Origin of the sequence: Rouxiella chamberiensis (genome assembly GCF_026967475.1) — a bacterium.
Lineage (GTDB): Bacteria > Pseudomonadota > Gammaproteobacteria > Enterobacterales > Enterobacteriaceae > Rouxiella > Rouxiella chamberiensis.
In genome coordinates this window covers 1613113-1636023 of sequence record NZ_CP114058.1, presented here as the reverse complement: position 1 = coordinate 1636023, position 22911 = coordinate 1613113, and the positions used below count along the sequence as shown (strand labels likewise).

21 protein-coding genes and 1 pseudogene are annotated in these 22911 nt (G+C 53.8%); 14 read left to right on the top strand and 8 right to left on the bottom strand.

The genetic code is table 11. The features are described 5' to 3' along the window. Nucleotides 1-5 precede the first annotated feature (5 nt). Together O1V66_RS07655 and O1V66_RS07650 are read right to left on the bottom strand one after the other, a co-directional pair. Nucleotides 6-278 (bottom strand): YjbD family protein, encoded by a 273-nt coding sequence (locus O1V66_RS07655; protein WP_045047754.1) that lies wholly within the window; start codon nt 276-278, stop codon nt 6-8. 81 nt (nt 279-359) lie between these two features. Then, nucleotides 360-1922, bottom strand: coding sequence for an MFS transporter (locus O1V66_RS07650; protein WP_045047755.1), 1563 nt, complete (start codon nt 1920-1922; stop codon nt 360-362). Nucleotides 1923-2181: 259 nt separating this feature from the next. Between O1V66_RS07650 and O1V66_RS07645 the strand changes: the two genes are divergently transcribed. Both O1V66_RS07645 and O1V66_RS07640 read left to right on the top strand, forming a co-directional pair. Next, nucleotides 2182-2742 (top strand): GNAT family N-acetyltransferase, encoded by a 561-nt coding sequence (locus O1V66_RS07645; protein ID WP_045047756.1) that lies wholly within the window; start codon nt 2182-2184, stop codon nt 2740-2742. Between the two features lie 79 nt (nt 2743-2821). After that, a complete protein-coding gene (locus tag O1V66_RS07640; protein WP_269128338.1) occupies nt 2822-3916 on the top strand; it encodes an ABC transporter substrate-binding protein in 1095 nt (364 codons plus the stop codon). 41 nt (nt 3917-3957) lie between these two features. Here the strand turns inward: O1V66_RS07640 and O1V66_RS07635 are convergent, their stop codons facing one another. Further along, nucleotides 3958-6009: a TonB-dependent siderophore receptor gene (locus O1V66_RS07635; protein ID WP_152623628.1), complete on the bottom strand. Its 2052-nt coding sequence runs from the start codon at nt 6007-6009 to the stop codon at nt 3958-3960. A gap of 307 nt (nt 6010-6316) precedes the next feature. Next, on the bottom strand, nt 6317-6703 hold the full coding sequence (locus O1V66_RS07630) for a YebF family protein (RefSeq protein WP_206540490.1): 387 nt from the start codon (nt 6701-6703) through the stop codon (nt 6317-6319). A gap of 217 nt (nt 6704-6920) precedes the next feature. Here O1V66_RS07630 and O1V66_RS07625 point away from each other — a divergent pair. The 5 genes and pseudogenes from O1V66_RS07625 (at nt 6921) to O1V66_RS07605 (ending at nt 12635) form a co-directional block, all read left to right on the top strand. Beyond that, nucleotides 6921-7803: pseudogene (locus O1V66_RS07625) on the top strand (NAD(P)-dependent oxidoreductase). A gap of 185 nt (nt 7804-7988) precedes the next feature. Further along, nucleotides 7989-9062: an ABC transporter ATP-binding protein gene (locus O1V66_RS07620; protein ID WP_045047760.1), complete on the top strand. Its 1074-nt coding sequence runs from the start codon at nt 7989-7991 to the stop codon at nt 9060-9062. Between the two features lie 100 nt (nt 9063-9162). Next, nucleotides 9163-10110, top strand: a complete 948-nt coding sequence (locus O1V66_RS07615; RefSeq protein WP_045048195.1) for an ABC transporter substrate-binding protein — start codon at nt 9163-9165, stop codon at nt 10108-10110. A gap of 3 nt (nt 10111-10113) precedes the next feature. Further along, nucleotides 10114-11865, top strand: coding sequence for an ABC transporter permease (locus O1V66_RS07610; protein ID WP_045047761.1), 1752 nt, complete (start codon nt 10114-10116; stop codon nt 11863-11865). Between the two features lie 104 nt (nt 11866-11969). Beyond that, entirely contained in the window at nt 11970-12635 is a 666-nt protein-coding gene (locus O1V66_RS07605; protein ID WP_269128242.1) for an SDR family oxidoreductase, read from the top strand. On the opposite strand, the gene O1V66_RS07600 is transcribed toward O1V66_RS07605, so the two are convergent. Next, nucleotides 12632-13531: a LysR substrate-binding domain-containing protein gene (locus O1V66_RS07600; protein ID WP_045047763.1), complete on the bottom strand. Its 900-nt coding sequence runs from the start codon at nt 13529-13531 to the stop codon at nt 12632-12634. The genes O1V66_RS07605 and O1V66_RS07600 overlap by 4 nt on opposite strands. A gap of 284 nt (nt 13532-13815) precedes the next feature. Between O1V66_RS07600 and O1V66_RS07595 the strand changes: the two genes are divergently transcribed. From O1V66_RS07595 to O1V66_RS07575, 5 genes are all read left to right on the top strand, one after another. Continuing rightward, nucleotides 13816-14751 carry an amino acid ABC transporter permease gene (locus O1V66_RS07595; protein ID WP_206540491.1) on the top strand — a complete coding sequence of 312 codons (936 nt, stop codon included), beginning with the start codon at nt 13816-13818 and terminating at the stop codon, nt 14749-14751. Further along, nucleotides 14748-15563 carry an amino acid ABC transporter ATP-binding protein gene (locus tag O1V66_RS07590; protein WP_082051001.1) on the top strand — a complete coding sequence of 272 codons (816 nt, stop codon included), beginning with the start codon at nt 14748-14750 and terminating at the stop codon, nt 15561-15563. Before O1V66_RS07595 ends, O1V66_RS07590 begins: the two co-directional genes overlap by 4 nt. A gap of 70 nt (nt 15564-15633) precedes the next feature. Then, the gene (locus O1V66_RS07585; protein ID WP_045047764.1) at nt 15634-16956 is read left to right on the top strand and encodes an LLM class flavin-dependent oxidoreductase; all 1323 of its coding nucleotides are present in this window, start codon (nt 15634-15636) and stop codon (nt 16954-16956) included. A gap of 58 nt (nt 16957-17014) precedes the next feature. Continuing rightward, nucleotides 17015-17515, top strand: coding sequence for a flavin reductase family protein (locus O1V66_RS07580; RefSeq protein ID WP_045047765.1), 501 nt, complete (start codon nt 17015-17017; stop codon nt 17513-17515). Nucleotides 17516-17571: 56 nt separating this feature from the next. Beyond that, nucleotides 17572-18525, top strand: coding sequence for an ABC transporter substrate-binding protein (locus tag O1V66_RS07575; RefSeq protein ID WP_045047766.1), 954 nt, complete (start codon nt 17572-17574; stop codon nt 18523-18525). Between the two features lie 57 nt (nt 18526-18582). Here the strand turns inward: O1V66_RS07575 and O1V66_RS07570 are convergent, their stop codons facing one another. After that, entirely contained in the window at nt 18583-19203 is a 621-nt protein-coding gene (locus O1V66_RS07570; protein WP_269128241.1) for a hypothetical protein, read from the bottom strand. A gap of 157 nt (nt 19204-19360) precedes the next feature. On the opposite strand from O1V66_RS07570, the gene O1V66_RS07565 reads away from it, so the two are divergent. Next, complete coding sequence (locus tag O1V66_RS07565; protein ID WP_045047768.1) at nt 19361-20056, top strand: GntR family transcriptional regulator; 696 nt, start codon at nt 19361-19363, stop codon at nt 20054-20056. A gap of 32 nt (nt 20057-20088) precedes the next feature. Here the strand turns inward: O1V66_RS07565 and O1V66_RS07560 are convergent, their stop codons facing one another. Further along, complete coding sequence (locus O1V66_RS07560) at nt 20089-20418, bottom strand: DMT family transporter (protein WP_045047769.1); 330 nt, start codon at nt 20416-20418, stop codon at nt 20089-20091. A gap of 72 nt (nt 20419-20490) precedes the next feature. After that, nucleotides 20491-21702: a diguanylate phosphodiesterase gene (locus O1V66_RS07555; RefSeq protein WP_045047770.1), complete on the bottom strand. Its 1212-nt coding sequence runs from the start codon at nt 21700-21702 to the stop codon at nt 20491-20493. Nucleotides 21703-22222: 520 nt separating this feature from the next. Between O1V66_RS07555 and O1V66_RS07550 the strand changes: the two genes are divergently transcribed. Beyond that, complete coding sequence (locus O1V66_RS07550) at nt 22223-22744, top strand: GlcG/HbpS family heme-binding protein (protein WP_045047771.1); 522 nt, start codon at nt 22223-22225, stop codon at nt 22742-22744. Nucleotides 22745-22911: the final 167 nt, after the last annotated feature.

The window sequence follows — 22911 nt, the reverse complement described above, 5'->3', positions numbered from 1 at the left end:
TGCGTTTAGCGACGGCCGCGAGGGTGGGTTCGCGCTGTCCAGTCATAGGTTGCCGAGGTGCTTGGCGTGGCATTGGCTTTCGCACGGCGTTTCTCTGCACGCGCCTTGCTGGCGATTTTTTCTTTTTCCGCCATCAGTTCATCAATGTATTCGTCTTTGGTGCGGTTGTTCTCGGAGTTGGTCAAGTCGCGTCCCTGGGCTTTTCTCGCCCGATCGAGGCGTGTTTTCAACTCGCGTTGTTCGCTTTCCGTCATGTCTTGCTGCGTCAGTCTTTTCATTACCTTTGGGTCCCTCTGAGGAAAGTGTTCCCCAGTGTAGCCGCTAAAGGGTAAAAAACTCAGACATAACGCATTATTTAGTTAACTTATCTGCTGCTTTTTCTTTTCCTTTACTGTTACACCCGGAAACTGAATCAGCGGCAGGCGGGTGGATTGGTAAAATGCCAGCAATGCCAGCACCGCGCAAACCGCGAGACCGAGATCGATTGCATTGACCATCGCCTCACGCGCCAGAGGATAATAGGCCGCGAATTCGGCGGCGACCGGTTGAAGCAGCGCCTGCGGATCCGCGAAATGGCGCGCTACCGCTTCGGGCACGGCGTCGTTTCCGGCTTCAAGCAGCTTGCCGCCGACGTGTACGCTGTACCATTTGGTCACGGCCGCGCCGGTCAGCGCAGTGCCGAGCAGACCCCCGACCAGCCGCAGCGACTGGGTCAACGCCGTGGCAATGCCCAGAAACTCGCGCGGTGCCAGCGTCTGTATGAAAATGGTCACATTGAGCAAAATAAATCCGATGCCGATACCGGCCATCATCATCAGCCCCATCAAGACACCAAAATGCCCCTTGCTGCCGGTCAGCGCCAGCAGGGCGCAGGCGGTCGCGGCGACCAGAAAACCCATTTGCGGCAGCCGCATCGGATTGCGCATGCGGGTGACGATTCTGCCATTGATGATGGCGCTGACGGTAATGCTGACGCCCATCGGCGTGACCAGCCACGCGGCCTGTTTGGGCGAATAACCATAGCCGCCCTGAAACAGCAGCGGCATAAAATAGAGCAGGGTAAACAGCACCGCGCCAATCAGCACGGAGATGATAAACAGTTGTTTTACGGGGCCTAGGGCAAACAGCGACGGCGGCAAAATGGGTGAATGGGCGCGACGCTGCTGAAACACCAGCAGGGCGGCGCTCACTGCGCAGGCCAGCAGCAGGCCAATCAGCGTAAAGGAGGATCCATTGCTCGGCAGGAATTCCGCCAGCAGCTGCATGCTGCCCAGCACACACATAATCAGCAACGCGCCGAGCCAGTCGAGACGAATCGCGGCCTTTTTGGCGGGTTTGAAATAGGGCAGATAAATCCACGACACCACCAGTGCCAGCAATCCGAGTGGCAGATTGAGATAAAACACCGACCGCCAGCCATATTGTTCAGTCAGAATGCCGCCAAGCGTCGGGCCCAAGGCATTGACGATGCTAAAGGCGGTGCTGAACAGGATTTGCCAGCGCAGACGTTGGCGCGTATCGGGGAAGAGCTCGGGAATACAGGCGAACGCGGTGCCGACCAGCATGCCGCCGCCGATACCCTGTACCGCACGCCAGAGAATCAGCATCTGCATGCTGCCCGCAAAGGAGCACAGCGCAGAAGAAAGAGTAAACACGACCGTGGCTGCTATCACAAAATACTTGCGACCATAATAGTCGCCCAGGCGGCCGAAAATCGGCACGGTAATAATCGAGGTCAGCAGATAGCTGGTCGCGACCCAGGCATACAGATCGAAATTCCCCAAATCCGCAACGATATAGGGCATGGCATTGCCAATCACCGTCTGGTCCAGCGCGGAAAGCATCAATACGAGCGCCAGGCCCAGCACGGCCAACAAAGAACGTTTAAAGGTTAACGGTGAGGCAATTGCGGTATCAGTCATGAAAGTTGCTCTGCGGCAAATTGAGAATAAACAACGAAATGATGCAGCTTTAACCCAAAAAACTCAAGCCTTAGCCTGCTATGGATAATAGAGGCAAGGCTTGGGGAAAGCAAAGAGGAGTTTCCTGTTACATAATCAGTTTTACTTATAGTTAAACCTTCCATTTTAGCGGATGGCAATGCATGCCCATTGAAAAATTTTCGGGGCTGGTTTAGCTTGATTTAATTGGCCGCCGTGGTCGTTGGAGCGAGAAAAGACAATGTTGGCAACAGGTTACGCAGGTGAGGGCATTGAGCTGCTGGATGCCGACGAGTCGGACATGGCGCAGGTGCAGGCGATTTATGCCCATCACGTTATTTACGGTTCCTCGAGTTTTGAAACCGAGCCGCCGTCGCTTGAAGAGATGTTGCAGCGTCGGCGCGCCGTTGTCGACAAAGGGTTGCCGTATCTGGTGGCGAAGGAGCAGGGTCAGGTTATCGGTTATTGCTATCTTTCGCCGTATCGACCACGCTATGCCTACCGTTTTACCGTTGAAGGCTCGGTCTACATGGCCGAGGGGCAGCAGGGCAAAGGCGTGGGCAAGCGCCTGATGACAGAGGCTATCGCACGGGCCGAACGCGGAGGATGGCGACAGATGATGGCCGTGGTCGGCAACAGTGAAAACATCGCCTCACTGCGCCTGCATCAGTCTCTGGGCTTTACGGTCATCGGTCAGTTGACGGGTGTGGGATACAAGCATGGCCGGTGGCTCAACACCATCATGATGCAGCGAACGCTGGGCGAGGGCGATACCACACCACCCATTGATTGCACTCGGTAACGATAATCATTATCCTTCGTGGCTTTGAAATGACTTTTGAGGCCTTATGCGTTTATCCAGGTGGGCAGTAGCGGTGGCAATGGCCATTGGCGGCGCGGTGGCGACGCCGGTCATGGCCAAGACGGTAGTCGATATCTATCAGCGCAAAGTCGAGGTTCCGGACCAGCCGCAGCGCATCGTGCTCGGCGAAAGCCGCATGTTGTACAGTCTCGCCTTGATAGAAGACGGGGATCCCACCGAGCACGTGGTGGCCTGGCCGGGCGACATGGCGCATTATGATCCCCAGAACTGGCAGCTTTATGTGAAAGCCTTCCCGCGCGCGGCCTCAATCCCGCAACTCGGCAACAACAGCTTCAACCAGATGAGCGCAGAGAAAATTCTCGCGCTGCATCCCGATCTGGTGATTTTGCCGCGTTACGCCAAAAAGACAGACTCGCTGGGCACTGTGGAACAGCAACTACAAAATGCCGGTGTGCCCTTTATTTATGTCGATCTCCGTGTCGATCAACTGCACAACACGGTACCGAGTCTGCGGCTGTTAGGTGAAGTGCTGAACACGCAGCAGAAAGCCGCGCGTTTTATCGATTTTTATCAACAGCATATGGAGTATGTGCGCACGACGCTTGCAAATTATCACGGCAAGAAGCCGACCGTGATGCTGCAACTGCATCTTGGCAGGCGCGAGGGTTGCTGTACCACGGTGGCTCACGGCAATCTGGCGGATCTGCTCGAATTTGCCGGTGGCGACAATATTGCCAAAGGCGCTTTTAAAGCCGTTTACGGGGAGATGAATCCGGAATCGGTGATTGTTGCCAATCCGGATGTCTATATCACGACCGGCATGTCGGGGCCGGAGAAGCCCGACGATTTGCAGCTGGGTCCACTGGTCGACGCGGAACGGGCGCGCGAGAGTTTTAAAACGCTGATGGCGCAGCAACCTGTGCTTTCGACGCTTCACGCGGTGCAGGACGGCAACGCCTACAGTTTGTGGCACACCTTTTACCTGAGTCCCTTCCATTTACTGGATGTCGAGGTCTTTGCCAAGGCGCTGCATCCGGCGTTGTTTGCGTCGCTTGATCCGCAAAAAACGCTGGCGGACATGTATCGGCAGTTTATGCCTTTCCCGCTGACCGGCACCTACTGGAGTCGGCTACCGGCCAAAGCCACGCACTAACTACCCTGCTGCCGAACGTCTGGCAGCAGGGGGCTGGCGATTTAGAAATCGACGCTCGCCGACAACACCAGATTGCGCGTTTCGCCCTCTTCGACGCGCAGGTTGCCGGCGCTTGAGGTGTAGTACTCCTTGTTAAAGATATTATTAATGTTCAACTGCAGGCGAGTGTGCTTGCCCAGCAATTTGTTGTCCCAGCTGATAAACGCATCCGCCACCGTGTAGGCGGGCATGGTAAAGCTGTTTTCAGGATCGCCCGCGCGGGAACCGACATAGCGCGCACCGCCGCCCAGACGGAAATCACCTTCGACCGGAACCCAGCGCAAGGTATGGCTGAAATACAGGCTGCCCATATGGGTTGGCGCATTGACCAGTCGATTGCCTATATTGCTCGAAGAGACGTCATCGCTGACTATTTCGGTTTTGTCATAGGCATAGTTGGCGCTCAGGTTCCAGTCGCGAGCGATTTCGCCGTTCATCTCCAGTTCAATGCCGCTGGAGCGCGCCTTTGGAATATTACGCGTCACGCCGTTGATGAATACCGACATATCTTTTTCATCGATTCGGTAGAACGCCATCGTCGCATCCAGCCGTGGCGTGACCTGCCATTTACTGCCGATTTCATAGGTGGTTCCCAGCTCTGGAAGCGCGGTATTGCCGTCATCGTCGACGTCGGTTGACGGCGTAAACGATTTGCTGAAATTACCATAGAACGACAATGCCTCATTCAGCTTATAAACCAGACCAATCTGCGGCAGGAACTTGCTCTGGGTATCGTTTTGCGATTCGGTCGGCGTAACGAAACCGTAGGAACTCTTTTGGTTGTAATGCTGATAGCGACCGGCAATGACGCCAATCCAGTGATCGTCGAAATGAATGCTGTCCTTGGCATAGAGCGAATGGTTGTACAGCGTAGAACGCATGTTGCTGCTGCTATCAAGATAGGTCGAACTGTTGGTGACGGGCGTTTCGCCATACACCGGGTTATACATGTTGAAATTCGCGTTGACCTTGCCGCGATACGAATATTGCTTGTAGGTTTCGACCTTTTCGTATTCAGCGCCGAGCAGCAGATCGTGTGTCATGCCCAAAATCTGCGGTTCGCCAATCCAGTCCCACGAAGTCAGAGTGGTTTGATGATTGAACCCGCGATTGGCATCGGCACGGCGCGAGACGGCGCCTGTGGTGGTATTGATGGCGGTCGCGCGAACTTCGTTACTGTCGTAGCGGCGCTGCATCCAGGCGTAGGTAAAGCGTGTCTTCCAGTCTGGGGACAGCTCATATTCCCAGGTGGTATTCAGGCGCTTGTTCTTACCCCAGGCATGGTTGGCGAGTTCGTCCAGGCGGCGCTCATACGGAATGTTCAGGGGTTTGCCGTTGATGAAAGCCGTCCCTCTGTCGTAAGGCACGTCGTATTTGAACTCTTCATAGCTGATATTGAAACTGGCTTTCTCACCGAACCAGCTCAAGGAGGGCGCCAGCAACGTGTGCTGATTTTTACCGAAGTTACGCCAATAGTCGTCTGACTGGCGCTCGGCTATCATGCGAAAGGCAAAGCCATGACCCAGCGGTCCGGTAATGTCGAGTGTACCTGCGCCGCCGCCGGAACCGCCCGTGCGCCCACTGACGCGCGTATTCCATTCATACTGCGGTTTCTTGCTAATCATATTGATAACGCCACCCGGATTTTGAATGCCGTAAAGCAGCGACGCCGAGCCTTTCAGGACTTCAACGTGATCCACCGTCGAGTCAAACGCCAACCCCTGATTGCTGCGCACGCCATCAAGCAGAATGGAACCATCGCTGTTTGCGCCAAAACCGCGTTTGACGAAACCGTCTTCAGTGCCGCCCAGAGTGTTTCCCTGCGTGACGCCGCTGACGAATTTCATCGCGTCATCCAGAGAATTCACCTGATAGTCTTGTATCATCGACTGCGTCACTACGCTGACCGATTGCGGCGTTTCAATCAGTGGGGTGTCAGTTTTCGAGGCGGTGGTGCTTTGCGAGGCGCTGTAATCGACAGGCGGATAAGCGGCGTCATCGGCGGTAATCGTCATCACCGAACCCGCGTCTTCAGCCGTATTGCCCGCCGCCATCAGAGGAGAGCACTGCATGAAAGCCAGCGCCATCAGGCTCGGTTTGAAATATTTCGACCGGTGAGAAGCAGAAAGCAGAGGTAAAGCATGGCTGTTTTTATTGTTAAGTGAGTTGCGCAAAATAGTCCCGTCTGAAAATGCAAATGATAACGCGTTGCATTCTAATTATCGATTGGGCTATATCAATGTTTTTTTAGTTATATAAAGTGCAGGCAGAGAGGGCTCCTGACGAGCAACGCAGGCAAAAAGGAGAACAAGAGAGAGCAGGAAGGCGCACGCCGCGTTCATGACGGCGTGCGGAAATCGATTATTGGTCGACCGTGTCGTATTTGATGTATTTATTGGTGCAGTTAAGGTGCGCGGCATATTTGAGCGTACCGGCAGGCCCGCGCGCGGTAAACGGAACCTCAAAGGTGCCTTTGTTGTCTTTGACGTTATCGGAAATAAACGACAGGCTTGGCACCTGAGTCCCGAGATTGTCTTTGTCGTTGCCCCAGTTAGGCAGTTTATTCTGCATAAAATCGCGGGTGACCAGATCCATCGCATTCTGCGGGGTCAAGGCGGCACAGGCTTCAGGGGTAGTGCGCTGCATCCACGTGGGATAGATATACGTCATACCCAACGTCAGCACCACCATCGCAAATACCACGCAAACCATGACGCCCAAAACAATTTTACCCGTCTTTCCTATCACGCTAACTCCTGAGTCTTGCTGACCACTAGCTGAAAAATTCCCGTCAGAATACGAGAAACCGGCCTGTGGCGAAACCGAAACGTGTAAATTCGGTTTTAAGAAGCATTTATCGCTTGCTCAACGGGCTATTCGTATTTTGAAATCAAAAAACAATTCTCATTGTGTCTATTCCTGCTAGCCTTTCAGAAATCATGCCAATGAAATTCAAGGAGTAACAATGAGTCAGCAACCGACTGTGGCAGTACTGGGATTAGGGGCAATGGGGCACGCGTTTGCCGCCAATCTTGTCAAAAAGGCTTCACCACGCGAGTCTGGAATCGCACCGCGTCCAAGGGTGAGGATCTGGTCAAGGCCGGCGCGGTCGCAGGCAAAACCCCCGCGAAACGGTAGAAGGCGTTGACGTAGTCATCTCGATGCTGGCCGACGGGCAGACCACCGACTCCGTGTTTACCGGTCATGACGGCCTGCTTGCCGGACTGAAGCAGGGCGGCATTGTCGTGCAGATGGGCACCATCGGCGTCGAGGCCACCGACAAGCTTATCGCGCTGCTTAAAGACCAGCGCCCGGATGTTGTATTCTTCGATGCGCCGGTGTCCGGCACCAAAGCGCCGGCGGAACAGGCGCAGATTGTCGTGCTCGCCAGCGGCGATCGTGAGGCGGGTGCTGCGGTAGAACCCGTGTTTGCCGCGATTTCGAAAGGCGTTAAATGGCTGGGTGAGGCGGGCCGGGCCTCGAAAATGAAACTGGTGGTGAATGCGTGGCTGATTTCAATGGTCGAAGGCATTGCCGAAAGCTCGCAGCTTGCCGAAGAGCTGGGCTTTACCACCGATGAACTGTGGAATGTGCTGGACGGCGGTCCGCTTGCCGTACCTTATATCAAAGGCAAGATGGAGATGTTTAAAACCGGCCACTACGAGCCGCAGATGCAGCTGACCTGGGCGCTTAAAGATATCAATCTTGCGCTGAACGCCAGCGGTTCCCGTCAGTTACCTGTCATGCAAAACATCAGCCATACCTGGCAGAAAGCCGTCGATGAAGGTTATGGCGACAGCGATCTCGCCGTGGTCTATCGTTATCTCGGCACGCAAAACGGTAAATAATTCCCCACCGCCGCAGCCCGGTCTGCGGCGGGTCTTGCGTTTCTACGTCGTCTCTTCGTCATTCCACCTTCATCCTGCTGTCACTTTCGCTTCATAAAAACGTCATTCATGCCCGCTAGTTTTATCCCGTTGCCTCAATCATTCATGGGCTGGATTCAGCCGATTTTTAGCGGGATGCATTATTGATGTCTGCCATTGAAATTGCCCATCTACGAAAGTCTTTTGGAAAGCAGACCGTGTTGGACGATGTGTCGTTGACTATTCGCCACGGCGAATTTGTCGCGATTCTGGGGCCTTCAGGCTGTGGTAAAACGACCTTGCTGCGCGCCCTTGCCGGTTTTGAAACCCTTGACCACGGTACGCTCTCCCTCGACGGTCACCTGGTCTCTTCCCCCGACTATCATATGCCGCCGGAGCAGCGGCAGCTGGCGATTGTCTTTCAAAACTATGCGCTCTGGCCGCACATGTCGGTGGAAGAGAACGTGGCCTACAGCCTGAAAGTACAGGGCGTGAAGATTGGCGAACGCCGCCAGCGGACCGCCAATGCGCTGATGCAGGTCGGGTTGCAGGGGCTGGAAGGCCGACGTCCGGCAGACTTGTCGGGAGGCCAGCGTCAACGCGTTGCTTTGGCCCGCTGTCTGGTCGCCGAGCCGAAAGTGGTCCTGCTGGATGAACCTCTGGCTAACCTCGACGTGCATCTTCGCGCGGCGATGGAGGCGGAATTTGCCCAGTTTCATCGCCAGACCGGCGCGACGCTTCTCTATATTACACACGATCAGCATGAGGCGATGGCGATGGCCGACCGCGTCGTGGTGATGGATGCAGGCAAAGTGATGCAGTTCGCCACCCCGCAAACCCTGTACCGTGAACCTGCCAACGAAATGGTGGCCAAATTTATTGACGATGGCCGCGTAATTGCCGTGCAGGACATTCGCCCGTGCGGCGACGGCAGAGCCAACGTGAAGGTGCAGGGCGTCGATTATTGCCTGCGGGCGAGTCCTCATCAACGCACACGGCCACACGGCAAACTCTGCCTGCATGCCGCCTCCCTGCGTCTTGCCGGCGACGATGAACCCGGATTTACCGCCACCCTGAAACGTGTGACCTATCGTGGCGCCTACAGCCAGCTCGAACTCGAGCTTCTGGGGCAAGACGCGTTGCTCTCGTTGTATCTTGCAGACGCCTCGGGCTGCAACCTCGGCGATGTGCTGCGGCTAACCCTCGACGATGGCTGGATTATTCCCGACGGCGAGTCATAAATTTCTCAATTATCAAGGAAAGACGATGCGTATCAATCATGCCTACTCTAAAAAAAACCTCAAAGCCTCTGCCTTGGCACTGCTGTGTGTCAGTGTGTTGATGGGGGCAACGCCGACTTTCGCCGAACAGACGCCAGGCGGCAAGCTGGTCGTTTACACCTCGCAGGCGCCGGAAATCGCCCAGCAAACCATTGACGCCTTTAAAGCCGCTTATCCATCCATTCAGGTTGAGTGGTCGCGCAACGGCACGACGCAACTGATGAATGTGCTGCATACGGAAATGATGGCGGGTGATGTGAAGGCCGATGTCTTGCTGGTCGCAGACTCGATAAACCTGGGAGCGCTGAAGAAGGAGGGCAAACTGATGGCCTATCCCGACGCGCCGGTCGGCAATCTTGATTCAAACTTTTACGACAAGGATAAAACCTGGTTCGGCACCAAAATTATCGCCACCGTCATTGGCTACAACACCAAAAACGCCAAACCGGTTGAATCATGGCAGGCACTGACCTCACCCGACAACAAAGGTCAGGTCGCCGTGCCTAGTCCGCTCTATTCCGGCGCAGCGCTCTACAATCTGCACACGGCTATCAATACCCCTGCGATCGGCTGGAATTTCTATCAGCAACTGGCGGCCAACGACATTACCCCCGAAGGCGGCAACGGTCCGGCATTGAAGGCCGTCGCCAGCGGACTGGATAAATATGGCGTCATTACCGATGCCGATATTATCGCGGCCAAGAAGAAAGGATCACCCATCGACCTGGTTTATCCGAAAGAAGGCGTCTCTTTTGTCACCGAACCGGTCGCCATTCTTTCGTCCTCGCACAATGTGCCCGCCGCCAAAGCCTTCGTGAATTTCCTGCTGTCGAAACAGGGGCAGGCGCTGGTGGTGAAGCAGGGCAATCGGCCCATCGACGCGAGTCTCGCCCCGCCTGAAGGATTCGAGGCTATCGGCAACATCAAGCTGTTGACCCTGGATGCCGACAAGGCCGTTGATGACGACAAACAGGTGAGAGACAAATTTACCCGGATCTTTGGTGGATAATCCATGAGCGTGATGAGCGAGATAACGCGCACGGCAACCTTCCGGCGGCTTTCGGCATGGCGCGGCGAGCGGGCGGTGTTATGGCTGCTGGCGCTGATGATTGGCGTACTGTCCATCGCGCCTCTTGGCCGATTGGTCTGGGCCGCCGTTGCGCCCGACGGCGTGCTGGATCTCAATCGTCTGGGGCATTTGGTCGGTACGCAGAAAGTGTGGCAAGCCACCCTCAATACGCTGAAGATAGCGGTGGCCGCGACCGCCTTGTCGATGCTGGCCGGAACGCTGGCGGCGCTGCTGGTGGCGCTGACCCCTCTGCGCGGTAAATCGCTGTGGGTGTTTACCTTTATTCTGCCGCTGATGATCCCGCCGCAGGTCATTGCGCTGGCGTGGGTGCAGGCGCTGTCACCCTCAAGTCCGATTCTCTCGGGGATGAGGGCGCTTGGCAGCCTGTTCGGGGTTTCATTCTCATCGCCTGACTCGCAGCCGCTCTATTGCGCAACCGGCATTATTTTGCTGCTCGGCATGCACAATGCGCCGCTGGTGTTTCTTACCGTGCGCGCAGGACTGCGCCGGTTGCCGGCCGAACTGGTGGAAGCCGCGCGGATCACCGGTGCCTCGCCGTTGCGGGTGCTATTGACGGTAATTTTGCCGTTGGCTCGCCCGGCGATTTTTGCCGGTGCCGCACTTGCCTTCGTCGCCGCCGCCGGTAATTTCGGAATTCAGGCCATGCTGGGCATTCCGGGCCGTGTGCCGACGCTGATAACGCTGGTGTACCAGCGCCTCAACAGCAGCGGCCCATCGGCGCTGCCGGATATGGCCGTGCTTTCTCTTTTAATTGCGGTAATAACCTTTGGCGGTCTGGCGGTGAGTCGCGCGCTGGGCGGCAGCAAAGACGTGCGGGTAACGGGGTCGCCGAAGTCGCTTCAGCAACCGCCCGGCGCGTGGCGTTGGCCGCTCGAAGCCACCGCCTGGCTGTGGATTGCCGTCACACTCCTGCTACCGCTGTCTGCACTGGTGACCACGTCGCTGACCACGGGATTCGGCCAGACGCTGAATTGGCAGACGCTGACCTTCACTAATTATCTCAATGCGCTTTGGCAGTATCCGGCGATTCATCAGGCGTTTTTCACCAGTCTGGGTCTGACCCTGATGGCGGCTATCCTATTGACCTTTGCCTCGCTGTTTCTGGCCTATTTCCTGAGCTGGCAGCGCAGTCGGCTGGTGAGCCTGTTGCAGATGTCGACGGAGTTGGCCTATGCGCTGCCGGGCATCGTCACCGGCATTGCCGCCATTCTGTTTTTCCTGAAACCGCTGCCGCTGATTAATGTCAGCATTTACGGCACGGTGTGGATCATTCTGGCAGCCTATCTGTCGAATTTCCTTGCGCTGGTACTGCGCCCGACGCTCGCCGGATTCGCGCAAATCGAACGCTCGCTCGATGAAGCCGCGCAGATTGCGGGAGCCGGTTTTATGCGCCGGATGTGGACCATCCTGATGCCGCTGGCCGCGCCTTCGGCCATGGCGGGGGCGATACTGGTGTTTCTCACCGCCCTGAACGAGATTCAGGTGTCGATTCTGCTTGTCACCTCGAGCACGCAAACCCTCGGCCCGATGGTCATTTTCCTTGATGAAGGCGGGTCTTCGACACTGGCGGCGGCAGTAGGCTGTCTGATGATTCTGGTCGTGCTGCTGTTTATGCTGTTGGCATCGCTGTTTGCCCGTCGTCTGCCCGAGGGCGTTTTGCCGTGGCGCGCATAATGTGCCCTGATGGTGGGGCAAAAAAGCCAATGTGCTACAGTTAGTCCTAACGGTGAGTCTGCAAGGATTACCCGATAATTTTACTGAAGTCGAAAGGAGGAGTTATGGCGAAGGTCGCAATTGTTGGCGCACACGGTCAAATAGGAAAGTTGCTTATCAAGCATTTACGGGCGCAGGGACACGAGGCGCTGGGTATCGCGCGCAAGGAGGAGCAAATCCCGACACTGCGCAAACTGGGTGCGGAAACGGTGCTGATGGATATCGAAAGCGCCACCGCCGAACAGCTGGCAACCGGATTGCAGGGCGTTGATGCCGTAGTGTTCGCCGCCGGTGCCGGTGCGGGTTCCACCGCCGAGCGCAAACACACCGTCGACTATGCCGGTTCTGTGCTGCTGGCCGACGCCGCGAAGCTGGCGGGCGTATCACGCTTTGTCCAGATCTCGGCGATTGGCGCGGATGACCCGCTGAAACCTGACACCGATCCGGTATGGAAGGCGTATATAGAGGCGAAGCGCGATGCCGATATCTCGCTGCGCGCGAGCGGTCTTGAATGGACGATTATTCGTCCCGGCCCGCTGACCAACTCTCCGGCAACCGGCATGGTGACCTTGTCGGAACATGCGGGCAGGGGGAAGTCACCCGTGAGGACGTCGCGCTGGTGGTCGTGGCCGCTATCGATGCCGACTCATCGATTGGCAAGCAGTGGAACTGCGCGGAGGCACTACGCCTATCCGCGACGCGGTCTGTCAGTGAAGGCTGAAACAGCTTAACTGACTGCCCGTTCGAAATCCGCCATCAGGATATCGCGAAAGCCTTTGGCCACGGCGGACAAAGGCCTTTCGCTCGAACTGACCAGATAAACGCGATACCGCGTCTGATGTTCAAACGGCACAATATGATAGCCAAGATGAGCATATTCTTCCGCGGTATCGCGCATCATAATCGCCATACCAATATTCTGAGACACCATGTGGCATATTGTCGATGCCCAGGTACTTTCGGCACAAATGCGGCGAGAAATGCCCCGCGTAGCAAAAGTTTCGTCGATAAGTTTGTAATCGATATCCGATGAAACCATGGTAATGAAATCTTCACCGTAGACGTTTTCGGGTTTGATAAAGTCGTGATCCCGTAATCTATGCCCCTTCGGCAATATACACACCAGTTCTCCTCCGGCAATCTCCTCACATACCAATCCCTCACGAGTGGTATGCCGTAAAGAAATGCCGATATCGATAGATTGTCGTGAAACCGCGTCGGCAATATTATCCGAAGCCATAGGAATTACTGATGTCTGCAAGTGTTTACGGCCCACGATATACCGGCCGACACGCTGCGCTATCCAGCCTTCCGAAAACGCAGGAAAAACGCCTATCCGCAAATAACCCCGTCGCGATTCACCAATCTCCTTGGCAATTTCATTAAGGTAGTTTAATCCCCGATACACCCGCGTGACTTCGTTGAAAAACATCCCCGCTTCAGGGGTCGGATTCAACTTGCCCTTTCGGCGTTCAAAGGCAACGAATCCAGCCTCTTGCTCGAATCTTTCCAGCATTCTGCTGATAGCGGGTTGCGACACATTCATATGATGCGCCGCTGCGGTAATGGAGCCATGTGTCATGACGGCGACAAAGGCATCCATTTGTTTTGCACTGAGTTTAGACACGTCGAGACTCCGGCTGGCGAGTTTGGGTTAAGGGGAGATTACGCGCACTGGCTAACAAATAAGCATTCCGTATGAAGATTCGAGGGTATTACATTTGTTTGGTTTAAACATCCAAAATTTTATTGGATGTAATGAAGCGGCTTTTTTATAGTCGAATCACTTGCTGCTCTTCCCAACCCCTGAACGCAGGCCCGTGAGGGGAAAAATTTAGGTTTGCCGTAGTTTCACAATGACCAACGCTAGCTGTCCAGAGAGTTTTCAAAACTGTCCATGAGGAAATGCGTGTGAAATTTGACCTACAAGATATTTATAAAAATGACGACACTCCCGAGACATCGGAATTAGCGCTTAAAACGGATGAACCGCTAAATAAAAGCCGAAAAGAAAAATCTGCCGTACTCATTATTCATCCTCGCCCTAAAAGAAGTGATTGGCTGTGGTATTCGCTGCTCATCGTTGTTGCCGTTCTTTTTATTGAATTGGTCATTGATAATCCACGCTGGAAGTGGGATATCGTTGCCCATTATCTTTTCAGTAAACGCGTTATATCAGGACTGGAAAATACTCTTATTCTGACCGCCTGTGCCAGTGCGCTGGGACTCTGTCTCGGGCTAATTATTATGGCCTGCCGTATGTCGAGTAATCCGGTATTAAAGGGATTTGCCTATATTTATATCTGGACCATTCGCGCCATTCCGCCTATTGCGATGCTGCTGTTTCTGTTTTTCGTTTCTGCCATTGTTCCACGTATTTATTTACCGCTGCCCGTTCTTGGCGGGAATTTATTTGATATCGACACTACCACTTTAATTTCGCGGTTTAGCGCGGCCGTGATAGGGCTTGCGCTTTATCTGGGCGGATACAGCGCCGAGATATTTCGCGGCGGTATTATGGCGATTGAGCCGGGACAGCGTGAAGCCTCGAAAGCCATTGGCATGAGTGATTTCCAGATGATGTTTCATGTGGTCATGCCCCAGGCGCTGCGGGTAATTATTCCGCCGCTTGCCAATGAACTTATCACCATGTTTAAAAGCACTTCGCTCGTGACCGTCATTGGTTATGTGGAGTTGCTGACCACCGTCCAGCTTATTTACTCCACCAACTTTGAAACGATTCCACTGCTGACCGTGGCCTGCATCTGGTATCTGTTTTTAACCAGCATTGCGATGGGCGTACAGAGTTTACTCGAATGGCATTTCAGCAAGGGAGCGAAACGATGAATAACAATGTGACGGCACTGCAACTCAATAAAGAGACGCAACCCCTGCTCGACATGCGCGCCATTACCAAGAATTTCGGCGCATTTACAGCGCTCGATGCCGTGGATTTCTCGCTCTATAAAGGCGATGTGGTCGCGATTATCGGACCCTCGGGTTCCGGGAAAAGCACGCTGCTGCGCTGTATCAATATGCTCGAACTGATTAATTCGGGAACCATTACCTTCAAAGGGGAAGTGTTGGGGACCGAAATGCGCGGGGAGAAATGTATTCGCGCGCCCACAAAAGTGCTGGATCGCCAGCGGCGTTATTTCGGCATGGTCTTTCAGGGTTTTCATCTGTTTCCACACTATACCGTGCTTGAAAATGTTCTGGCCGGACCCTGTATCGTTGGCCGCAAAAAGCGCGCGGAAGTCACGGAGCTGGGTAAAAAGTTGCTGGCCCGCGTCGGGCTGGCCGACCGCATTCATCATTATCCCTCGCAATTATCGGGTGGACAGAAACAGCGGGTAGCGATTGCCCGCGCGTTGGCGATGGATCCCGAAGTCATGCTGTTTGACGAACCGACCAGCGCGCTCGACCCCGAACTGGTCAACGAAGTGCTGGATGTCATGCGGGAGCTGGCGGCGGCGGGCACAACCATGATTATCGTCACCCACGAAATGGAATTCGCCAGAAAAGTGGCCAACAAAGTGGTGTTGATGGACGGCGGCATCATTGTGGATCAGGGTTCGCCTGCGCATATTTTTTCCGGCGGCGGCACCGAGCGCTGCAAACGTTTTCTCTCAAGTCTCGGCCTTAGAGAAAACAGTTAATCGTTTTCCCGACATCACTTTTTTCACAGATTTTATAGTTATTCCTGGTTAATCATACAAAGGATCACACATGAACGGTGAAAGCAGAAAATTAAGACTGGGTTTGTCCATGCGCTATTTTGGCTATCATCTTGCGGCATGGCGACATCCGGATGTTCCGGTGAGCGGAACCCTCGATTTTAAATATTTTCTTAAGAGCGCGCAGACGGCGGAAGAAGCCAAGTTCGACATGATTTTCTTTGCCGACGGCATTGGCGTGCGCAGCAACGACACGCCGAAAGGGTCGCTGGCACGCGATTCCAAAAATGCCGAGCTTGAACCTTTGACGCTGCTGGCGGCAATTGGTGCCTGCACCTCGCACATCGGCCTGGTGGCGACCGCCTCTACGACCTACAACGAGCCTTTCCACATTGCGCGGAAATATGCGTCGATAGACCATATCAGCGGCGGGCGTGCGGGTTGGAATGTAGTGACCTCGTGGTCCGAACAGGAAGCCTGGAACTTCAACCGCAATGAGCATCTGGGCTATGAAGAGCGGTACGAGCGTGCCGACGAGTTTGTCGAAGTGGTCAAAAAACTCTGGGACAGCTGGGAAGAAGACGCCTTTATTCGTGACAAGCAGAGCGGCATTTTTTATGACGAAGAGAAATTGCATGTCGCCAATCATAAAGGAAAGCATTTTAGAGTGCGCGGACCGCTGAATTCGGCCCGCACTCCACAGGGACGGCCAATTATCGTGCAGGCGGGTGCAGCCGAGGCGGGACGAGAACTGGCGGCAAGAAGCGCCGATATTGTCTACAGCAACGCGCAGGATTTCGAATCGGCGAAAACCTATTATGACGACATTAAAGGGCGTCTCGCGAAATATGGCCGTTCGGCCGATCAATTGCTGATTATGCCAGGCGTCACCATTTATACCGGGAAAGACCGCCAGGAAGCGCTGGATAAATTCAATGAACTCGAGGCGCTGATCGACCCGCTGACCGGGTTGGCGCTCTTGTACAACGTGCTCGGCGATCTGTCGGGACATGATATTGACGGCCCCGTTCCTGACGTCGGTAATCAGAAGGTCCGCAGTATTGCCGAAAATCTGCTTAAAGTCGCGCGTAAAGAGAATCTGACCATTCGCCAGATGTTTAACCGTGTGGCTGCCGGGAGCAACAAGAATTTTATTGGTTCGCCTGAAGAAGTCGTCGATGAAATGGAAGCCTGGTTCAAAGGTGGCGCGGCAGATGGTTTTAATATCTGTCCGGCAACGTTGCCACAGGGAATTGATGATTTTGCCAAATATATATTGCCTGAATTACGCAAGCGCGGGTTATTCCGTCAGGAGTATGAAGCTTCGACGCTGCGCGGGAACTTAGGTTTGGATCCTCTGGTATTTGGCAAATAATTCGCATTATTAAAAACATTTACCACGTAACTCACGCTCTATTTCTCAGGGTTTACTCATGACTGATTCGAATAAAGCCGATTTGTTTCGCCACGCCATGTCACGCTTTACCAGTGCCATTAATATTATTACCACGCGTGACGGCGCTGACCCAGCCGGGTTAATTGCTACCTCGGTATGCAGTTTATCCGCCGAGCCGCCTTCCATTCTGGTCTGTATCAATAAAAGTGCATCGGCGCATGACATGATAATAAACAGTAAAGTCTTTGCGGTGAATTTATTGGCAGCCAATCAGAAAGCGGTGGCACAATGCTTTTATTCCGCCAAGGGTGCCCAGCGATTCGCCACCATTAAATGGCAGTTTGGAATAAACGGTGCGCCTATTTTACATGACAGCCTGGTGGCACTCGAATGCAAGGTTACCGAAGCTATCGACGGTTATTCCCACACCATTTTTATCGGTGAAATAACCGAATCGATCCTGCATGACGATCCCCTCGCAAGCTGCCTGTTATGGCATCAACGAGAATTCGCCTCCATCGAAATGCCCAGCCGATAATTTGATGCTGAACTTTTTTGCTGTCTCTATTCTCGCCAACATTAAGGGTGTGACTTATGAAAGCACGTAAAAATTTCCCCGTCGCCAAAACCTGCCTGGCCCTGCTGACGGCCTGTATTTTAAACGTCTCACCTCTGTTTATTGCGTCGGCACAGGCAGCGGGCGCGCCCGACCTTGCGGCGATTCAGACGGACTCGCAGCTTTCGGCGCTGGTGCCTGCGGCTTATAAAAACAAGTCTACGCTGACCGTGGCGGTAAACCCTGAAGTGCCGCCGATAAAATTCGTCAACGAAGACGGCGACATTGACGGTTTCACGCCCGATCTCGTTGCGGCTGCCGCCAAGGTGCTGGGATTGAAGGTCAACTTTACCCAGACCTCTTTCGACTCGCTGATTCCTGGACTCAGCGCCAATCGCTTCGACGTGCTGCTTTCGCTTGGTGATTTCGATTCCCGCCACAAGCAGGTGACGTTTGTCGATTACCTCAATATCGGCCAGACCATTGTCGCGTCGCCGCAGCGCAAAATGGTCATGAATTCGCTGGACGCCCTTTGCGGATTGAATGTGGCTCTACCACGCGGCACCAATACCTTCGAGGATGCCAAAGTATTGAACGAGAAATGCGTCAAGGACGGCAAAAAGCCGGTGGTCATCTCAACCTATCCCGATACCAATGCGGTCATGCTGTCGATAGTCAATAAATCGAGCGATGCGGTGTGGGTGGATTCACCCGCGGGAAGTTATAACGCCAAGAAATTCCCCGACCTGTATCAGACCGTCTTTTTCTATGTCAACGCGTCTTACGGTATCGGGTTTGGGACCAGTGAAGACGGCAAGAAACTGGCCTCGGCCATGCAGCAAGCTTTGCTCAAGTTGAACAAGCAGGGTATTTACGAGCAGTTGCTGAAAAAATGGGGCTTACCGCTTGATGAAGGCCGACCGGATTTTCCCATCAACTCACCCTGGGTGATGCCTGCCAAGCCTGCGGAGGCGGTTAAGACGGCTGCGTGATAGAGGAATAAAGCAGGGTAAAACCTCGGCAGGGCAACGAACCCTGCCGAGGTTGTTTTATATCTTTTGGATTGAAGAATAGCGCATACGCAATGCGGCAGTCAGGCACAATGAATAGCCAAACAATTCAATGCCTTCCTCGACCAGATTCTTGACCAGGCGCACATTGTCGCCCGCTACGGCGGCCTGCCAAATCTGATGTAAACCCATCAGGCGCGAGAACACCAGAATCACGACCAATCCAAACAGCAGAATGGGGAAGGCTTCTTCCTCCACGATGGCATACAGACCGTTAAACGTCGTTTTAGGCATGGTGGCCGCCCAGCAAACGGCATAGACCGCAAGCAGACTGGCGAAATAGATCCAGGCCCCAAAATGAATCAGGTCAAATAACCCATCCAACTCGCGAATCAACATGCAACCAAAAAAGGCAGAGGCAAGAATGTACCCCCCGCGTAAAGCTTTATGCCGGCGAGACTGCATGAAAAATACCGCCGCGGTAATAAACAGGAATGACTCCTGAATAATTTCCGTAGCCGAAATTTCCTTCACCTGATCTTTGAGAATGACAACATCGAAAAAAGCACCCCAGTCGTAAAAGCCGCACAAAACGCAAAGAGCAGAAAAAAGATAACCTGCTTTATTATTGGATTTCTCATGATAATAAACCGAAAACAATTTGGAGGGGCATAGTACTTACCTGCCGAAATGAAAACTGATCAAAGCGTGCTGCGGTAAGTGGTAAAAGGGTATAAAGTTTTTCCGACCCTTGCATGAAAGACTACGCTGAACATAGAATCAGTGATAGCAGGATGTTTCACAATCAGGGGAAGCAATGAGCAACATTACGTCTACGGCCAAGCAACTTGAAGTCAAGCGTATCGTCGATGTCCTTTCCAAAGCCATTGCTCAACATCGGCTGCGCCCCGGCGCTCGACTGATTGAGGCGCAAATCGTCGAGGCGCTGAATGCCAATCGCAACCATGTGCAGGTTGCGCTGCAACGACTGGCGATGCAACGCATTGTCAATATTGAACCCAATCGCGGAGCGATGGTGTCTCAGCCTACGGCGAAAGAAGCCCGCGAGGTGTTTATCGCACGTCGTGCCATCGAAAGAGCCATTGTCGAAACCATTACGCCCGAGATGATGCGCCGTCATCGTCACCGCATTGCTACGCATTTACGCAATGAACGTGAGGCCACCGACGCCACCGATCGCCGCGCCATCGTGCGCGAGCTCAGCGAGTTTCATCTTATGCTGGGCGAGATCTGCGGTAACGAGGTGTTGAGCGAAGTATTGGCTAATCTGATGGTTCGCAGCTCACTTATCGTTGCGCTGTATCAGCGAAACGATGTACCTTCCTGTCAGTCCGACGAACATCAGGCCATCATCACTGCGCTTGAAGCCGGAGATAACGAACAGGCAGTGGCGGCGATGATTGAACATCTGGAAGAGCTCGAGGCCCAGCTTGAGCTTGAAGACCCCTCATCGACAGACGTAAACCTGCGCCAGGCCTTGGCCGACCTCTAACCCTTATTGGCGCGCAGGCGACAGCTTTCGCGCTAATGACCGGCGGTTTTAGACAGCAGATTAATAACCAGCACGCCGGCAATAATCAGCGCCATGCCGCCGATGGCGTAGGCATCCAGCTTTTGCCCAAAGAAGATGAAACCGGCACAGGCCACCAGCACAATGCCCATTCCCGCCCAAATCGCATACGCAATCCCGACCGGCATGGATTTCAGCACCAGCGACAGCAAAATAAATGACACGATATAACCCACCACGACCGCCACGGAGGGATAAAAACGGGTAAACCCAGCCGAAGCCTTCAACGAGCTGGTGGCAATCACTTCAGAAATAATGGCAATAAAAAGATAGAGATAGGTCATAGGGATAACCGGGGGTAGAGGTGAGGTATTCAGAAAAGAAAAACCACCGGCTTCCCGGTGGTTGTTTGGAGGTTAGTCCATTTCTGGCCAGGCAACGACCGGTATTCCGCCGAGTCGCGGTTCCGAGAACAGTGCGCCCTGGAAATTGAGGATACCGGCGGCTTCGAGCCACATCCACTCTTCGGCTTTTTCGATGCCGGAGGCAATGACCGAAATCTCGAGAGATGAGCAAAACTTGATGATGGCCTGCACGATAGCCTGTTTCGGGCCATTTTTGTGCACGTCGCTGATGATATTGCGATCGATGACTATCTGCTCGGGCTGTACACGCGTCAAAAGCAGTAAACCCGCCGAACCGGCACCAAAATCGTTGATGGCCAGACGAATACCCGAGGCCTTGAGCTGCTTGATAGTGGCAGCAAACTCTTCTTCACGGGTAATGACGCCATTTTCGGTCACGGCGATGATAATCTGCTCGGGTACCAGACCGTTGGCATGGATTTCCTGCAACAGATAATCGACGGCATTCGGCACCATCACCAATGACATCGGCAGCAGCTTTATCGACAACATTTTGCTGCCGATACCCAACTTTTTCGCCATCGCGAACGCCAACTGGGTTGACCTCAGTTCGGCTTCGTACACGGTCTCACCCGAAATCTGCGAGAAATACTTCAGGGCAGGGCTGCCGTCGGCGCTGCGCAATTCGGCTTCCAGCGAGACAACCTGGCGAGTCAAAGGGTCGACAATGGGCTGGAAGGCGTAACTGTAGTCAAGCGATCCGGTTTCTGCAGACTCGAGCATCGCGGCCTCTGCGTCACTGGCAATAAAGGTCCAGGCATCGGCAGACGGAATTTCGAGGTAGTTTTCTTTTTCTCTGGCCTCGACAAAGGTGCACAAAAACTGCAAGGCACGGTCTTCATAGGTTAGTTTGTATTTTGAGGTGCCTTTATCGAGCACGGCCTCGAGAACGGAATCTTCATCGTACTGCTGCAAATCGAAGAGTTCCATTCCGACATTGCCGAAACGGCGCGCAGGGGCGTAATCGCGCATCAACTCGACCAGATTGTTATGACGATCATCCTGACAGATCCGGTTATAGATGGTGTTCACACCTTCTTCGGGACCTTCCAGAAGCTGGAAAAAATGACTGCCGTCGAAAAGCAGAATTCCGGTCACGCCATACAGGGCATTGAGTTTAGTCGCTTTGGCGACCAAACCTGGAAGGATATCCGGCTGAACGTCATCAGATAGATGGCTGCGGTAGATGATTGTTGACAACATGTTGTGTTCCAGTTTGTTTGCCCTCTGAATCAAAATGGTCAGAGTCGCTGTCTGTGAGAGTAAACTTTTACACAAATCAGCAGGGTAGGCAGGGATAAGCTTTCTAGCGAATCAGTCCGGTGGCGATGCCCATTTCCATAACAGTTCTGGAAGGCGACGCGCAAAGTCTGACGAACTCACTCTGTCGGCCTGTCTAGACAGCGTTGCTGTCGGCACAATAAAAGATGTCTAACATAAGGTCAATGGATATAGGACGACGACTTAAAAACAACAATAACTTATAGCTGTTATTTGCCGCTAATACACCAGTAACGCGGACGAATACATCACATTTATCGTTCGCGGCAGAAATGGTCCAGCGGCATTCTTTCCATTAATTTTCATAAAACCCCTTTTTCTTTTTGGCAACAATTCCATAACAAACCTATAGTTAGGATAGAGGCTTAAACGATTCAGCTATTTTCAGTTTACCTCGGTGAGGGCCTGTGAGGCCGTTGTCTCAATTCTTTCAGGAGGAATTATGCAAAAAGGGTTAATCAACATTTTATTTTCCATCACGGCGTTGTCGGCATCCTTTTCGGCGCTGTCGGCGACTCAACTGGTCTCGACGCAGAAACTCGACTGGAAAACGGCGGAGCAACTGGCGAGTCAGGCGGTGCAAAACTGTCTGGATGAAGGGTATGAAGTCACAGCTACCGTGGTAGAACCCTCGGGCCAGCAGCAGGCGGTGATCCGCAGCAACAATGCGCCGCTGCAAACGCTGTCGGTTTCCTATCGCAAGGCCTATACCGCCTTCTCCTATGGCCGGACTTTCCACAAGAACACCACCAGCGAACTGGTTGATGCCAAACTGGCAGGCCCTCAGGAGGGCGCGGTGCTGGCGACGGAACCGGAAATTATCTTTATCGCAGGCGGCGCAAAGATTCGCAAGGCCGATGGCACCGTATTGGGCGGGTTAGGGGTGTCTGGTGCGCCGGGCGGTGACAAAGACGAGAAGTGCGCCACGACGGCACTTGAAAAATTCAAGGACAAGTTTGAATAGGCAGCCGGTTATTCAAGGCTCCTTGTTACGTTTAAAGCCCCTCTCGAGGGGCATGTTGAGATAATCCCTTCGCCATCCTCTACACATCATCCTTTCTTTAAGCCAAATAACCCGCCGAAGCCGATCCAACTCTCATTGCCTGTTTTGTCTCCAAAAACACCCTTGCA